Below are 15,459 nucleotides of genomic sequence, written 5' to 3' on the forward strand. Positions count from 1 at the left end.
GATGGCCGCATCGCGCGGAGTAATTGCATTCTGTCTGCTCGGTGCGGGAAGTGCCGCGGCCGCGACGGTTGCTGTTCAGGATATTGTCGTCACCGACCGCGAAGACAAGGACAGCGTCCTCTTCACCGCCGATACGATCAGCCGTCTGGATGAGACTTCACCCGTCGAAGCCAAAGGTAATGTTCGCGCCTTTTTCGGCGAGCAGTCCCTGATGGCCGATCAGGTCACCTATAATCCAGTTACCGATATCGTCACTGCCACCGGCAATGTCGTTATCTATGACGCGGATGGTCAGATCTATTTTGCCGAAGCTGTCGAGCTGACTGGGGATCTCCGCGACGGGATCGCCACCAATTTCGGTGCCCTCATTGCTGAAGAAAACCGTCTTGTCGGCTCTTCCGTCGTGCGCCGCTCAACCGGTGTGAACACGATCGAGGATGGCGCCTTCACCGCCTGCAAGGTCTGCCGCGAAGATGGCTCTGACAAGATCCCGACATGGGAAGTCAAAGCTGTCCGCGTCACGCAGGACAAGAATGAGCAGATGATCCGGTTCCACCACGCCACCATCAAGGCGTTCGGGGTTCCGGTCTTCTATACCCCCTATTTCGAATTCCCCGACCCCAGCGTGAAACGCAAATCGGGTTTCCTTGCGCCAAGCATCGGGAACTCATCCCGCGCCGGGTTTGAGATCGAACTGCCCTATTACTGGGCGATCTCTGACTATCAGGATGTCACCTTCTCGCCGCGCTACACCGAAGAACTCGGCACGCTGTGGAAGGGCGAGTACCGGATCAACACGCATGATGGCGGGCTGATCGTTCAGGCCGGGATCATCGACCCTGAAGGCGTGGTACGGAACAATTCCGGCCAGATCGTCGTCGTCTCCGAGCAGAGCCAGTCCCAGCTCAATAGCTACATGAATAACGCTTACGGCGATGTCGGCCCACGCTTTCATGTCTTTGCCAAGGGGTATCGGGAATTTGATGGCGGCTGGACGGCCCGCTTCGATATCGATCATGTCTCTGACAAGACCTATCTGCGGACCTATGACATCGAGCCCGAGGATGAGCTGCGCGAAGCCATCGACATCCTCCAGCCTGACCGCCTTGAGAACGTTGTCAGCTTCACCAAGCTGACCGATGATACCTATACGGATATCTCAACCATTATGTTCCAGTCGCTGCGCGGCGCGGACGATAATGACTTCAACGCCCATGCCTTGCCCCGCATCCGCCATGAGCGCCGTTACGAGATGCCGGTGCTGGGTGGTGATGTGACCTTCGGCGGCAACTTCCTGATGCTGAACCGGGAAGAAGGCCTCGACAGTATGCGGGCCATCGCCAAAGCGACCTATGACAAGGTACATACGACAAAGCATGGCCACCGCCTTCGCGGCTTTGCCGAACTTCGTGGGGACGCCTATCGCTACCGGGATTCAGACCTGGGCGTTCAGGCCTGCCGCAATGACGGCCGGACATCGAACGTCAATGGCATGATCGTTGACAATTATGATCTGTGTCGGGAATTCCTGCCGCGGGACGGCACGGATGATGGCTATAGCGTCACCCGCTTCTTGCCGACCGCCGGTCTTGAATGGTCTTTCCCGCTTGCCAAATTCACCGGCAATGCCAGCTATATTATCGAGCCGCGCATCCAGCTGGTCGCAAGCCCGCAGGAAGATTTCACCGACGACATCTTCAATGAGGACTCGGCCTTCTTCGAGTTCGATGCGATCACCCTCTTTGACTGGAACAAGTCCACCGGTTTCGATCAGTGGGAAGATGGCCAGCGCATGAATATGGGCATCGCCGCGAGTGCCAATTACACGAACGGCCTGAACATCTCCGGCGCCTTCGGCCAGCAGCTTCGCACCGAAGACAGCCTGCAGTTTGATGAGGACACAGGCCTCGGCGATACCAATTCGGATTATGTCGGTGAGATCAATGCCGGTTACGGCCGGGTCTTCTCGATGACCAACCGGTTCCGCATTGATGATGAGGACGGCACGCTGCGGCGTCTTGAAACCGCGCTGCGTGGCCGGGCCGGCCCCTTCTCGACCGGTGTCCGCTATGTGCGCACCGAAGCCTTCGAGGAAATCAACGACCAGCGGGACGAAAACCTGACCGTCAGCGCCTTCTACAAGATCACCGACCGGTGGACGACTGGCGGCATCTGGCGTGAGGATCTCGACGAGGGCCGGACCACGACCCAGCAATGGACAATCCAATATTCGGACGACTGTACCATTTTCAGTCTCGATTATCGCCGGGATAACCGTCTCGCGGATGGTCTTGAGGACAATGAAAGCCTCACTTTCAATGTCGACGTGATCGGCTTCTAGCCCAAGTCCTACCTGCCTTTGACGGGAATCGCGGTCGGGAAAATCGCGCACAACCGCACAACCGGCACGTATCTTGAACTTCTCCTTCCGAGCGAAATCACACGTAACACGGAAGGAGTGTCGCTATGGTACATCCGATTGATCTTCATGTGGGCCAGCGTCTGCGCCAGCGCCGCTGCCTTTTGGGCATGACTCAGCAGAAACTGGCCGAAAGCGTCGGCATCAAGTTCCAGCAGATCCAGAAATACGAAAGCGGTGCCAACCGGGTTTCCGCTTCCCGCCTCTGGGCTCTTGCCGAAGCGCTTGAAGTGCCGGTGAGCCATTTCTTCGAAGGGCTGTCAAAAGACGACAAGGCGGATCATTTCCAGGGCGAATATGAAGTGCCTGAAGGCGATCGTCCGTCAATTGCACCGGAGGTCTTTTCCTCGAAAGAGACCATCGATCTCGTCCGCGCCTACTACAACCTCAAAGAAGGTCCGCGCCGTCGTCTCCTCGACCTCGCAAAGACCCTCGCCGGCGCCGCCTAAGGCGCTGATCAACTCTTAGTCTCCTGTTCCCAACTCAATTGCGGCGCTTCGGATCACTCCGGGCGCCGCTTTTTTTTGTCTTCCGCGCCGTCTTGGGGCAGAGGGAAGACATGACTGGATCCCTGCCCGAGCTTGGCCCGCTCTTTGACCGGCTGATCACTATTGCCGCTGGCGAAACCCTGCCCCGTTTCCGGATGGGGACAGCGATCACCGACAAGGGCGGCGCGAAGGGGCTCGCTTATGATCCTGTGACCGAAGCCGACCAAGAGGCAGAACGGATGCTCCGTATCGCTATTGAGGCGGCCTATCCGGGGCACGGGATCCTCGGCGAAGAGCATGACGAAAAGCCGGGCACGGAGGACTGGCGCTGGGTCATCGATCCGGTCGACGGTACCCGCGCCTTTGTCTGCGGCGTGCCTTTCTGGACGACCCTGATCGGGTTTGAGGATGACGCGACGCCCGTCGGCGGGATCATCTCACAGCCTTTCCTTGATGAGCATTGGCTGCGCCTGCCGGGGGAGGCGACGCTTTACCGCAAAGGAACGAGCCTCATCCCTGCCCGGGTCTCAGGCCAGACAGATCTTGGCGATGCCACGATCATGGTGACAGACCTGCGGACCGGGGAGTATTTCACCGAAGACGAAGCCCGCGCGGTCACCGCACTGACCAAAGCCTGCCGCCTTTGCCGGACAGGGCTTGATTCATATGGCTTCGGGCTCGTCGCCTCGGGACATATGGATATCGTGGTTGAGGCCGCGCTCAACTGGCATGATATCGCCGCCGTCATCCCCGTCATCGAAGGCGCGGGCGGCATTGCCTGTAGCTGGGATGGTGCGCCGATCACGCAAGATTTTGTCCGTGGGCGGGTGATCCTTGCCGCTTCTCAGGAACTCGCCGATGCAGCGGTCGCGCAGCTTCGAGATGTGCCCCTACCCTGATCGGTTTTTTGAAAATTCCCATAACGAAAAAGCCCCGGGACGCTGCCCGGGGCTTTCTTTGTTGGGATCAGTTGATCCGGTCGACCGGAACTTCTGCCGGATGCTCTTCGCCACTGCCGACGAGCGGTTCGTCGTCCTTCAGCGTCTTGGTGTGCATCAGGTAGTTGATCAGCGGCGAGATCAGGACAAGGCCGAATCCGACCGCAACCGCAATCCACCCGATCCTGGAGTAGACCTCCATGACGAGTTCGACATTGTACTCTTCCTCAAGAGCATCCGACCCCGTCGCCTGCGCGATCTGCGAAGCCACCATGTTCCCGGCGCCAGAGGCGAGGAACCATGCGCCCATGATCAGGCCGACCATGTTTGCCGGCGAAAGCCGCGTCATCGCAGAGAGACCGACCGGCGAGAGGAAAAGTTCCCCTGTCGTGTGCAGTAGATAGATCAGGAAGATGAAGATGACCGGCGTCATATCCACGCCCGACCCTGCGCCCCAGACGAGAACGAGGAAGCCGAGACCCAGCTGGACGATCCCGAGACCGAATTTCTGCGGCGCCGTCGGCTCCATGTTCCGCTTGGCGAGGAAAATCCAAAGACCCGCGAAGAGCGGTCCCAGATAGATGATGTAGAACGCGTTGAGCGACTGGAAGACCGATGCTGGCACTTCCCAACCGAACATCGTCCGATCGACGGCTTCATCCGTGTAGATGTTCAGCGACGAGCCTGCCTGTTCAAACAGCGCCCAGAAGAGGACCTGTGTCGAAATCAGGATCAGCGCGGCAAAGATCCGATCACGTTCATGCGGGGTGAGTTTCACGACCGCCCGGAAGACGATGTAGGCGTAGACGATAAACATCACCGGCCAGAGGATCGCAGCAACCTTGCCCTGATCCCGGACAAGCCACCAGACGAGCCCCAGCATCCCGGCCGTGCCGATATAGATCAGCATGTCAGGCGAAAGACCCATGAACCGTTTGGCTTGAACCTCGGCTGCGTTTTTGAGCTCACCGGCGCCTTTAAGGAGCGGCTTGCCGAGCAGGAAGACGATCAGACCGAGCAACATGCCGACACCGGCAAGACCGAAGCCGTATTTCCAGCCATAGGTCTCGCCAAGGTAGCCAGCCCAGAGAGCACCAAGGAACGAGCCCGAATTGATGCCGACATAAAAGAGCGTGAACGCCCCGTCCCGGCGAAGGTCCGTCTTGGGATAAAGCTGGCCGACCATGGCCGAGATGTTGGCTTTCAGGAAGCCGACCCCGAGGATGATGAAGGCGAGAGCCAGATAGAAAATGTTGAGAACAGCCATGTCGGGAGATTCCCCGAACTGTACCGCTTCACCTTCGACCGCCATCAGGCCGTGACCGACCACCAGCAGCGCGGCACCAATCGCAACGGCCTTGCGCTGACCCATATATTTGTCAGCCAGATAGCCGCCGATGACCGGCAGGATGTAAACAAGGGTCGTATAGGCGCCATAGAGCCCATAGGCGGCGTCCTGTGTGAATAGGAAATGCTTGGTCAGATAGAGGACCAGCAGCGCCCGCATCCCGTAATAGGAAAAGCGCTCCCACATTTCGGCGAAGAAGAGGATGTAGAGGCCCTTGGGGTGGTTACGTATCTGGAACAGCGCAATCGCCATCCCGATGCCGCCCGCAAGCGTGACCAACAGCATTATTGTTAGTGGAGACATGGAAAGCTGACGTCCTTCGTAAAAAGGGACCGCTAAAGTTCAAATCGGGATAGCAGAATGCATCCCGATCCTCGTGCCCGCGGCCCTGTTTGCCCAGTTTCAGCCATCGACCTTAGCTCGTGTGACAGAAAAATGAACCGAGAAATGACTGACTTAAGTGATTGGCAGCTAGATGCGCGCCTTGCTGCGGAAGCGAAGAGCGCAGCGGAACTCGAGCTTTGCAGGATTCTGCTCCGGGATGAGCATCGTTTCCCGTGGGTCGTGCTGGTTCCCCGGCGGGCAAATTTGTCGGAGAGTTTTGATCTGAATGACCCGGACCGCGCCCTTCTCTGGGGCGAAGTCGATGCTGTGGCCGCAGCACTGAAAGCCGTCACGGGCGCGGCCAAGATCAATATCGCCGCTTTCGGCAATATGGTCCCGCAGCTTCATATCCATATTGTGGCGCGGTCGCCGGAAGACCCTGCCTGGCCCGGCAGCGCAGTCGGCTGGGCTACGCCCGAGCCCTATTCCTCCGCGCCATCCTTCTGGGCGGATTTATTGGCGTGCCTCAATTTGAGCGAACGGTAGAGCCCGATCAGGCTGATCGCGAACCAGAAGACCTCGATCACCATGCTCGCCGCATTGAAGGTGAAGAGAAGCGAGAACGCGATAAGGACGGCGGCCAGCGCATTGGCCGCCGAATAGGCTGGCGCGTCAGACGAGAGCTTGCCCGTCTGAAGTGCCGCATAGGCCCCGATAAGAAGCGCGACGCCGACGAAACCGACGGCGTCAGGCCATGAGGGAGTCCAGCCGGTCATCTGGCCGTCAGGCCTGCATCGTCCAGCCTTCAACGCCCATCGCCGCCTGGCGCAGGGCCTCGGTGCGGGTCGGGTGCGGGTGACAGGTGCGGGCGATGTCTTCAGACGAGCCGCCGAATTCCATGACGAGGCAGGCTTCGGCGATCATCTCGCCAACGCCGGTGCCGATCATGTGAACCCCGAGTACTTCGTCGGTCACCGCATCAGCGAGGACTTTGACGAAACCGTCCGTCTGGTGATTTGTTTTCGCCCGGCTGTTGGCCATGAAGGGGAATTTGCCGACCTTGTATTTGCGGCCTTCCTCTTTGAGCTCTTCTTCGGTCTTGCCGACGGTTGCGACTTCCGGATCGGTATAAACGACGCCCGGAATGACGTTGTAATTCACATGGCCCGGCTTGCCGGCAATGATCTCAGCAACCGCAACGGCCTCATCCTCTGCCTTGTGCGCGAGCATCGGGCCCGGCGTCACATCGCCAATGGCGTAGATGCCTTTGACGCCGGTTTCATAATGGTCGTTGACCTCAATGAAGCCGCGATTATTGGTCTTGATGCCAACTTTTTCGAGGCCAAGGTTCTCGGTGAAAGGCCGCCGGCCAATGGCGACCAGCACGGCATCGGCCTCGAGCACAGTCGCTTCGCCGCCTTTGGCGGGCTCGACCGTGACCTTCGCGCCCTTGCCGGATTTCTCAACGCCCGTGACCTTGGTCGAGAGCATGAAGTCCATGCCCTGTTTCTTCAGGATACGCATGAACTGTTTGGAAAGCTCGCCATCCATGCCCGGGGTGATGCGGTCGAGGAATTCGACCACGGTGACTTTCGCGCCAAGACGGCGCCAGACCGAGCCAAGCTCGAGCCCGATGATCCCGCCACCGACAACGACCATGTGCTCTGGCACTTTGGGTAAGGAAAGTGCGCCGGTCGAAGAGACAACGAGCTTCTCGTCAATCTCGACACCGGGCAGCGGCATGACTTCCGAACCGGTCGCGATGATGATGTTCTTCGCCGAGATTTCCTCCGTTGAGCCATCATCCTTCTTCACACTGACCTTGCCGGGAGCGGAGATCTGGCCCCAGCCATTGATCGGGGTGATCTTGTTCTTCTTGAAGAGGAACTGGATACCGTCCGTCAGGCCGGTAACCGCATCATCCTTTTGCTTGAGCATGGCATTGAGATCGAGCTCGAGCCCTTTGATCTTCACCCCAAGGTCCGCGAAATGTTTATCCGCGCCTTCATAGGCTTCTGAGGCATGCAGCAGCGCCTTGGACGGGATGCAGCCGACATTGAGGCACGTGCCGCCGAACCGGCCGGTCTCGCGTTTCTCGATACAGGCGGTGGAAAGGCCAAGCTGGGCTGCACGGATCGCGGCATTATAGCCGCCGGGGCCGCCGCCAATGACGACGACATCGAAGGATTGGGACATGGAAGAGCTCGCGAAAAACTAGCGTTGGATATTCGCGAGGGAGGTAGGCCCGGTCCCGGACAGGGTCAAGCGGAGGGGGTGTCCTCGGCCATACGCTCGATCCCCGCATGGGCAAAAAGCGGATGCCGCGCCAGATAGCCCGCGATCCGGGCACTCATGGCCTCAAAGCTGTACCCGTAGAAAAAGAGGACCGTATCGGTGCTGAGCCGCCGGTAGCTGCGATAGGCCCCCGCCTCTCCCAGCAGCCCGCCGATTTCGGCGATGACTTCTTCGAGAATGTCACTTTCCGTGATCCCCTTCGGCAGCTCATCCCGGCAAAGCCGGATCGCCATGCCTTCCTGCGTGCCGAACGGGATTCGGCGATCCTCCGCCTCACTCTCCCCCTCGATAATCAGCATGGAGCCTTTGGGCGCGCCGATATCCTCTAATGCAGCGATGACGCGCGCGATGGTCGCGTCATCGGCCTGCCGGACTTCGAGTTCGAGATCACAGGCCGCGATGCTGCCATCCCTTGCGAGAAGTGAGCTGCCGCCGATGAATTCCCCCAATCCGTCGGCTTTCATCAGGATCTCAAGCGGATCCTCAAACTGCTCCCCCAGATTGATCGGCTGGATCGGCGCGTTGAGGCGCGCGACGAGATAAACGCGCTCGCCGTCCTCATCATCAATGAAATGCGTGCTTTCCTGACCCGAAAACATGCCACTCTCCCAGGGTCTCCCCCTCGGAGAATGGCAGGTTTACGTTAAATCCCGCCCAGCCAATCGTGATAAATTGAACGGCCAGCGTTAAGGTTTTGGCCAGAGGACCATCTGGGTACAGCGGAACAGCGCAATGGTCTTGCCGTCATCGGCGCGGGTAACTTCCGCATCCCAGAGCTGAGTGTTGCGGCCCAGATGCACCGCTTTTGCTTCCGCGCGGACAACCCCGTCACGGGCTGTGCCAAGGAAATTCGATTTGAGCTCAATCGTCGTGAAGCCGACTGCCCCTTCAGGCAGGCTCGCCATGCAGCCAAAGCCGCATGTACTGTCCGCCAGCGTCACCACAGAACCTGCATGAAGATAGCCATTATGGGCCAGCACATCCTGTCGGACCGGCAATTCAGCCAGCGCCCGGCCATGCTCAACGGAGAGGAATTTGAGGCCCAGCAGGCCCGGCAGATGTGACTGGCCGGCGGCTTCGAGATCCTTGGGATCAAATGATGCGGACATGGTGGCTACCTCCTGAATAAGTCAGGCTCGAGACTAGCGCCGGCAGTCGCGGCAAAGCTCGGCCATCGGATCAATTTCGAGCCGGGCTTCGGCGATCTCTTCGCCGCATTCAAGGCATTCGCCATATCCGCCCGCTTCGATTCGCACGAGCGCGCGCTCGATACGCCCAAGGTCACGGCGCCGAAGCTGTTCCTGCGCATTGGCCATCGCCTGCTGTTGCAAGGCATCCTGCCGGGAGAGGCGCCCAACCGATTGCTGATCGAGCTGGGGCGCCTTGCGCGCATCGGCCGCGGCCTCTGACTGAGAAAAAAGGCGCGCCTTCTCTTCCAGAAGACGCGCCTCGAAATTTTTCAGATCGATCGGCATGAGCCGCCGGGCTTATTCGACAAGATCGTCTTCGCCCGGATCTTTCATCAGCTCTTCCTTGGAGACCGTCTTGTCGGTCACTTCGGCCTTTTCGATGATGTGATCGATCACGCGATCTTCGAAGAGCGGCGCACGAAGCTGGGCATAGGCGCCCGGATTCTGCTGTAGATACTGGACGACCTGCTCAACCGGCACACCGGCTTGCATCGCCTGGATCTGGATCTGACGCTGCATGTCCTGATCAGGAACGGTGACTTTCGCCGCCTTGCCCATTTCTGCGAGGACGAGACCGAGGCGAACGCGGCGTTCGGCAATCTTGCGATAGTCCTCTTTGAGTTCGTCCTCGGACTTGTCCTTGTCTTCCTCGTCACGCTCTGCGCCTTCGACCTGTGCCCAGATCTGGCGGAACTCGGCGTCGACCATGCCCGGCGGCAGGTCGAAATCGTGCTTCTCGTCGAGAAGGTCGAGGATGTCGCGCTTGAGGTGCAGGCGCGACTGGCCGTCATAACGGCGCTGGATCTGCTCTTTCACACGCTCTTTAAGCTGTGCGAGATCCTCAAGACCCATGGCTTTGGCGAATTCGTCATCGATGGTCGTCTCTTTCGGCGCTTTGACGGCCTGAACGGTGACATCGAAGGTCGCTTCCTTGCCGGCGAGCTGGTCGGCGCCATACTCTTCGGGGAAGGTCACGGTGATGAGTTTCTCGTCACCGGCTTTGACGCCCATGAGCTGCTCTTCGAAGCCCGGAATGAACGAGCCCGAGCCAAGCACGAGCGGCACGCCCTCGCCTTTGCCGCCCTGGAATTCCTCGCCGTCGATCTTGCCGACAAAATCGATGCTCAGCTGGTCGCCGTCTTCGGCAGCCGCATCGACATCACGATCCGCATACTGGACATTCTCTTCAGCGATCTTTGCGACTTCCTCGTCGACTTCCTCATCAGAGATGTCAGCCGTGAGGCGGGTCAGCGCGAGGCCTTCGACCTCAGCCGGTTCGAAGTCCGGCAGGACCTCGACATGGATGTCATATTCAAGGTCGGCATCGCCATCGATGACCTTTTCGATCAGGCCCTCGTCGAGATGCGGGTGCGGCGGCATGGCCGGCTGGACCTTCGCATCGTTCAGCGCCTTTTGCTGGGCAGCGGCCATCTCTTCCTGGATCAGCTCGGACATCATGCCCTTGCCGTACATTTTCTTGAGGAAGGAGAGCGGCGCCTTGCCCGGCCGGAAGCCTTTGAGATGCACCTGACCCTTCACCTCTTCCAGCTTCGCATCGAGGCGAGTGGAGAGATGCGATTGCGGGATCACGACGCGGAATTCGCGGCTAAGGCCTTCGGCAGATTTTTCTGTGACTTGCATGTCGGTCTTTCGGTGCCGGGCCGGTCGAGGGCCCGGAAGAGTCTAGAGTTTCCGGAAAAACGAAGGACGCCCGATAGCGCTGTGGGCGCGCGGGCGCAAGGGGCAGCAATGCCTTGCCTTCAAAGCACCTTCTTTGCCCCCCTATCCGGCTGATGCTGCCGGGGGGCCGTCGCTTGCATCCTTCATCGGCTCCATGCCCTGATCGGCGATGCCATGCGGCTGCCTTGTCCCCGGCACACGGATGTCCTCGACCAGCTCGACAATGTCCTGCGGCGGCGGCGAAGTCAGGAGCGCTGTGACGATCCCCACCCCCAGCGCCAGGAACATGAAGACAAAGCCGATCCCTTCAGGTGAGACGCCGAAGAGATATTGCTCGGGCGTGCCGCCCCCGAATTTGAACCAGAAGATGTAGGCGAAGGTGGTGATGAGGCCCGTCAGCATGGCTGCAATCGCCCCTTCCTTGTTCATGCGGGTCCAGAAGATGCCAAGGAAGATGATCGGGAAGAGCGACGCCGCGGCGAGCCCGAAAGCGAAAGCGACAACCTGCGCCACGAACCCAAGCTGGGAGGCAAAAAGCCCAAGGAGGCCCGCGGCCACCACTGCCCCTGCGGCGGAGGCCCGCGCGACCCGAAGCTCGGTCTTGTCATTCATCTGCGGGAAAAGAGTCCTTCGGCAGATATCATGACTGACCGCCGATGAGATCACCATCAGGAGCCCCGCAGCGGTTGAGAGCGCTGCCGCGAGCCCGCCCGCAACCACGAGCCCGATGACCCAGGCCGGCAGCCCGGCAATCTGCGGATTGGCGAGGACGAAAATATCGCGATTGGGGTCGACCTCATTCGCCAGACCGTCCGGCGAATTGGGCCCGCGATACTGCATCACCCCGTCGCCATTTTTGTCCTCATAGGAAAGAAGCCCCGTCTTCTCCCAGTCCTTGTACCAGTGGGGCACGGGCGTCCCGCCCGCCTCACGGATCTTTTCGGCTTCCGCCTCGTAATCGATCTCGTCGATATTGCCCTCGATATAGGTCGCCTCATTAACGGTGCTGATGAAATTGAGCCGGGCAAAGGCACCGATGGCGGGCGCGGTCGTATAAAGAAGCGCAATAAAGAGCAGCGCCCAGCCAGCCGAGACGCGCGCCGCCCGCGCATTCCTGACCGTGAAGAAACGGATGATGACATGCGGCAGGCCTGCCGTCCCGAACATCAGAGCACCGGTGATCGCAAAGACATCGAACATGGATTTGTTCGTGCTCGTATATTCGGCAAAGCCAAGATCGGTCAGCGTGGTGTTAAGCTTCTCGAGCATCGCCACATCCTCACCCCGCACATTCGAGATGAAGCCGAGCTGCGGGAAGACATTCCCGGTGATGATGAAGGAGATGAAGATCGCCGGGACCGTATAGGCAAAGATCATCACGCAATACTGGACGACCTGCGTATAGGTGACGCCTTTCATGCCGCCGAGCGTCGCGTAGAAGAAAACGATCACCATGCCGATGATGATGCCCCACTCGAACGGGATGCCCAAGAAACCGGAGAAGGCAACGCCCACCCCTTTCATCTGCCCGGCGATATAGGTGAAGGAGACGAACAGCGCACAGATGACCGCGACGATCCGCGCGAAGGTCGAATAATATCTGTCCCCCACAAAGTCCGGCACGGTGAACTTACCGAATTCGCGCAGATAAGGCGCGAGCAGTAGCGCCAGCAGCACATAGCCGCCGGTCCAGCCCATCAGGTAGACCGACCCGCCATAGCCGAGGAAAGCAATCAACCCTGCCATGGAGAGGAAGGATGCCGCACTCATCCAGTCGGCAGCGGTCGCCATGCCATTGACGGCCGGATGGACGTCATGGCCCGCTACATAGAATTCATCCGTACTGCCCGCCCGCGACCAGAGGGCAATGCCGATATAGGCCGAGAAAGACAGCCCGACGAAGAGATAGCTCCAGAATGCCTGATCCATGATCTACTCTCCGAGCCCGAAACGCTTTTCGAGCCGGGTCATGGCAAAGCAGTAATAGGCGATGAGAATGAGGAAGACATAGATCGCTCCCTGCTGGGCGAACCAGAAGCCGAGCGGCGCACCGCCGATTGAGACCTTGTCGAGGATATCCCTTAAGAGGACGCCGGCGCCGTATGAAACGGCAAACCAGATCACGAGCAGCGTGATGGTGAGCCGGATCGTCGCGCGCCAATAGGCTTTAGCCTGATCCTTTGTCAGCTGCGGCTTATTCCCTGCCATGGGAGCCTCCCTCATTATCGTTCATTTTAGCCGAGGCTTTTGACACGATCCTGCACGCTCGAACACCCGGCAGGGTGAGGAAAGGATTGGACCGAGGAACGGGGGCTGGGCGGCTGGTTTGAGAAAGAAATCTGTCCGCGAGTAGCAAGCGCCTGACCAAGCGCCTGGCGGATGGCTTGCAATGCCGTCGCTGCAGAAGGTCCGCCTACGTTCTGCTGGAAATCCGGCGTGACAGCCTTGCTGCCACTCTCGCTACGCTCGATCGGCAGCGAAGGCTGGTACCGGTGGTCGGACTCGAACCGACACTCCTTGCGGAACCGGATTTTGAATCCGGCGCGTCTACCAATTCCGCCACACCGGCAAAGGTGAAGGCATGGGTTTACCCGGTTGCGCGGTTCTGTCCATAGCTCTAGCGGAGAGTTTCCCACCGCCGCCCCGAAAGGACCCCCATGCAGGACGAGACCGCCGGACAGCCCCATTATGGCTCGGTGACGAGCCTCCTGATGAAAACCCTCGACCGGCTTGCCCATGGAGAGCAGCCGCATACCGAGAAAGAGGTTCTGGGCGAAGCAGCAAGCGGTGAGAAAACCGACCCGGAGACGGCCACCAAATCGACACTCGGCGCGTTGATCGATGCCATGGATGAGCGTGCTTACGGCCTCCTTCTCCTAATCCTTGCCCTGCCCTGCTGCCTGCCTTTTCTTTACGGCATTCCGCAGATCGTCGCCGTCCCGATGATTGCTATCGCTGCCCAGCTGGCCTTTGGTCGCGAAGCGCCGTGGCTGCCGAAAGGTCTACGCTCTCGCTCTTTCGAGATTGAGGGTATGCGCAATATCGTCAGGCGGGCCTCTCGGTATCTCGGCTGGGTCGAAAAACTTGCCCATCCGCGCCTGTCCGTTCTGACCGATAAACGCGGTGCCCAAATCGTCGGGCTCCTGCTTCTCATTCCGTGTGCGTCGATCCTCGTTCCCTTGCCCAGTACCAACACAGCTCCCGGTATCGGGGTTGCGATCGCCAGTGTCGGGCTTCTCGAACGCGATGGTCTACTTGTAATTGCCGGGCTTCTCTTTGGGCTTGCCTGGGTGGCACTGCTCGTCATCGGCTTCATTTTCCTCGGCAACGAGGCCCTCGACATTATCAAAGACTTCATCCTCGGACGCGGCGAGGCCGGTTAAGACGGGCGCAAGAGGCAGAACGAGGGTCACATGCTTTCAAAGCTAGAAAGTTATTTCACGCCGCGCTGGGCGTTCATGATCGCGGGCGGGGTGAGCGCCGCCCTGCTCGGCGGTGCGCATGCCTTTGAGAATTTCGGCGGGCTTGAACCCTGTCTTCTTTGCCTTGAGCAACGTGAGATCCACTGGACCGCGCTCACGATTGCCTTTCTTGGCACCGGCGCGAGCTTTTTCGTATCCGACAAGCGGATCATTGCTGCGGTACTCGCGGTGCTCACCGCGGTCTTCCTCTGGTCGACAATCCGGGCTGGCTTTCATGCCGGGGTCGAATGGGATTTCTGGGACGGGCCGATGGCCTGTGCGGGCGGCACACCAACCGTCGATCCGGGCAATATCTCGCTCGACTCGCTTCAATCCTCTGGGCTCGCTGGCCCCCCTTGCGAAGTTGCCGCTTGGCGGATGCTGGGGATTTCCATGGCCGGCTATAACGCCCTCATCTCGCTCGCCCTTGCCGCCTTTACGGGTGCGGCGGCGTGGCGCCTTGTGAAAGATGTCTTGCCTGCCAAGGTAGAAGAAGAAGGAGCCGTCAGTTGAGCGATACCGCCAGATCATTCCCCGATGCCCCCGGCCCGCGCGTCAGCCGCCTCGAAGAGATGCTGCGCGTTGATCATGCGGGCGAATATGGCGCGGTGAATATCTATCGCGGCCAGCGGGCGGTGTTTGAGAAACTGCGCGGCAAGGAACGGCTCTCTGCTCTTCTTGAAGAGATGGAGGATGGTGAGCAGCACCATCTTGAGACCTTCGACAAACTGCTCACCGAACGGAATATCCGTCCGACACTTTTCTCGCCGATCTGGAATGCGGCGGGCTTTGCGCTCGGCGCCGGCACAGCCCTCCTCGGCGAGAAGGCCGCCATGGCCTGCACCAGCGCTGTCGAGGACGTGATCGAAAAGCACTATGCGGAGCAGATCGAGGAACTCGGCGATGAGGAGCCTGAGATCAAGGCGACGATCACCCAGTTCCGCGCCGAAGAGATCGAGCATCACGATACCGCGATCGAGGAAGGCGCCGAAGAGGCCTTCGGCTATTCGGTGCTCAAAGGCCTGATCGGCACGGGCTGCCGCATCGCCATCCGCCTGTCAGAAAAAATCTGAGGATTCGTCCGGGTGAGGTTTCTTCCCCCGTGGGGGAAGTCCCGAGCATCGCGAGGGGATGGGGGCACGTCATCCCCTGATCATCCCGGGACGGATTGCCCCCTCCGCCCTTCGGGCACCTCCCCCACAGGGGGAGGAAAGTCTCTCTTGAAAAGTTCGCGCCCCTCTATCCGCTCATGCCCGCGCAGGCGGGCATCTGGTCTTGGGAGACGAGAGTTGGGCCTGTCTCCAAACTCCGACGAG

The 15,459-nt window shown here is 59.6% G+C and carries 16 protein-coding genes and 1 tRNA gene; 7 read left to right on the forward strand and 10 right to left on the reverse strand.

The genetic code is table 11. The features are described 5' to 3' along the window. Position 1 precedes the first annotated feature (1 nt). The 3 genes from DX908_RS03620 to DX908_RS03630 all read left to right on the forward strand — a co-directional run bounded on the left by DX908_RS03620 (position 2) and on the right by DX908_RS03630 (position 3,806). The gene (locus DX908_RS03620; protein WP_158548457.1) at positions 2 to 2,341 is read left to right on the forward strand and encodes an LPS-assembly protein LptD; all 2,340 of its coding nucleotides are present in this window, start codon (positions 2 to 4) and stop codon (positions 2,339 to 2,341) included. Positions 2,342 to 2,466: 125 nt separating this feature from the next. Further along, the gene (locus DX908_RS03625; RefSeq protein ID WP_116391087.1) at positions 2,467 to 2,868 is read left to right on the forward strand and encodes a helix-turn-helix domain-containing protein; all 402 of its coding nucleotides are present in this window, start codon (positions 2,467 to 2,469) and stop codon (positions 2,866 to 2,868) included. A 110-nt stretch (positions 2,869 to 2,978) separates the two neighbouring features. After that, entirely contained in the window at positions 2,979 to 3,806 is an 828-nt protein-coding gene (locus DX908_RS03630) for an inositol monophosphatase family protein (protein WP_116391088.1), read from the forward strand. 67 nt (positions 3,807 to 3,873) lie between these two features. Here DX908_RS03630 and DX908_RS03635 read toward each other — a convergent pair whose 3' ends face one another. After that, positions 3,874 to 5,496 (reverse strand): peptide MFS transporter, encoded by a 1,623-nt coding sequence (locus DX908_RS03635; protein ID WP_233508626.1) that lies wholly within the window; start codon positions 5,494 to 5,496, stop codon positions 3,874 to 3,876. Positions 5,497 to 5,640: 144 nt separating this feature from the next. Here DX908_RS03635 and DX908_RS03640 point away from each other — a divergent pair, with 144 nt between their 5' ends. Beyond that, positions 5,641 to 6,063 carry an HIT domain-containing protein gene (locus DX908_RS03640; RefSeq protein WP_116391090.1) on the forward strand — a complete coding sequence of 141 codons (423 nt, stop codon included), beginning with the start codon at positions 5,641 to 5,643 and terminating at the stop codon, positions 6,061 to 6,063. Here the strand turns inward: DX908_RS03640 and DX908_RS03645 are convergent. The 9 genes from DX908_RS03645 to DX908_RS03685 form a co-directional block, all read right to left on the reverse strand. Continuing rightward, on the reverse strand, positions 6,000 to 6,293 hold the full coding sequence (locus tag DX908_RS03645) for a CBU_0592 family membrane protein (protein WP_199564571.1): 294 nt from the start codon (positions 6,291 to 6,293) through the stop codon (positions 6,000 to 6,002). The genes DX908_RS03640 and DX908_RS03645 overlap by 64 nt on opposite strands. Before the next feature lie 7 nt (positions 6,294 to 6,300). Further along, positions 6,301 to 7,713, reverse strand: coding sequence for a dihydrolipoyl dehydrogenase (gene lpdA / locus DX908_RS03650; protein WP_116391091.1), 1,413 nt, complete (start codon positions 7,711 to 7,713; stop codon positions 6,301 to 6,303). A 65-nt stretch (positions 7,714 to 7,778) separates the two neighbouring features. Further along, positions 7,779 to 8,411, reverse strand: a complete 633-nt coding sequence (locus tag DX908_RS03655; protein WP_116391092.1) for a hypothetical protein — start codon at positions 8,409 to 8,411, stop codon at positions 7,779 to 7,781. A gap of 87 nt (positions 8,412 to 8,498) precedes the next feature. Further along, positions 8,499 to 8,921 (reverse strand): PaaI family thioesterase, encoded by a 423-nt coding sequence (locus DX908_RS03660; protein WP_116391093.1) that lies wholly within the window; start codon positions 8,919 to 8,921, stop codon positions 8,499 to 8,501. A 33-nt stretch (positions 8,922 to 8,954) separates the two neighbouring features. After that, positions 8,955 to 9,287, reverse strand: coding sequence for a TraR/DksA family transcriptional regulator (locus DX908_RS03665; RefSeq protein ID WP_116391094.1), 333 nt, complete (start codon positions 9,285 to 9,287; stop codon positions 8,955 to 8,957). Between the two features lie 12 nt (positions 9,288 to 9,299). Continuing rightward, positions 9,300 to 10,643, reverse strand: coding sequence for a trigger factor (tig, locus tag DX908_RS03670; protein WP_116391095.1), 1,344 nt, complete (start codon positions 10,641 to 10,643; stop codon positions 9,300 to 9,302). 141 nt (positions 10,644 to 10,784) lie between these two features. Then, positions 10,785 to 12,611 (reverse strand): sodium:solute symporter family protein, encoded by a 1,827-nt coding sequence (locus DX908_RS03675; RefSeq protein WP_116391096.1) that lies wholly within the window; start codon positions 12,609 to 12,611, stop codon positions 10,785 to 10,787. Positions 12,612 to 12,614: 3 nt separating this feature from the next. Next, on the reverse strand, positions 12,615 to 12,890 hold the full coding sequence (locus tag DX908_RS03680; protein ID WP_116391097.1) for a DUF4212 domain-containing protein: 276 nt from the start codon (positions 12,888 to 12,890) through the stop codon (positions 12,615 to 12,617). A 276-nt stretch (positions 12,891 to 13,166) separates the two neighbouring features. Further along, positions 13,167 to 13,251, reverse strand: a tRNA-Leu gene (locus tag DX908_RS03685). A gap of 88 nt (positions 13,252 to 13,339) precedes the next feature. On the opposite strand from DX908_RS03685, the gene DX908_RS03690 reads away from it, so the two are divergent. Genes DX908_RS03690 through DX908_RS03700 form a run of 3 tightly spaced genes read left to right on the forward strand, consistent with a single transcriptional unit; the run spans position 13,340 to position 15,216 of the window. Continuing rightward, the gene (locus DX908_RS03690; RefSeq protein ID WP_199564573.1) at positions 13,340 to 14,065 is read left to right on the forward strand and encodes an exopolysaccharide biosynthesis protein; all 726 of its coding nucleotides are present in this window, start codon (positions 13,340 to 13,342) and stop codon (positions 14,063 to 14,065) included. 30 nt (positions 14,066 to 14,095) lie between these two features. Then, positions 14,096 to 14,656, forward strand: coding sequence for a disulfide bond formation protein B (locus DX908_RS03695; RefSeq protein ID WP_116391098.1), 561 nt, complete (start codon positions 14,096 to 14,098; stop codon positions 14,654 to 14,656). Between the two features lie 59 nt (positions 14,657 to 14,715). Continuing rightward, positions 14,716 to 15,216, forward strand: coding sequence for a demethoxyubiquinone hydroxylase family protein (locus tag DX908_RS03700; RefSeq protein ID WP_116392973.1), 501 nt, complete (start codon positions 14,716 to 14,718; stop codon positions 15,214 to 15,216). The last annotated feature ends 243 nt before the right edge of the window (positions 15,217 to 15,459 follow it).

Origin of the sequence: Parvularcula marina (assembly GCF_003399445.1) — a bacterium.
Lineage (GTDB): Bacteria > Pseudomonadota > Alphaproteobacteria > Caulobacterales > Parvularculaceae > Parvularcula > Parvularcula marina.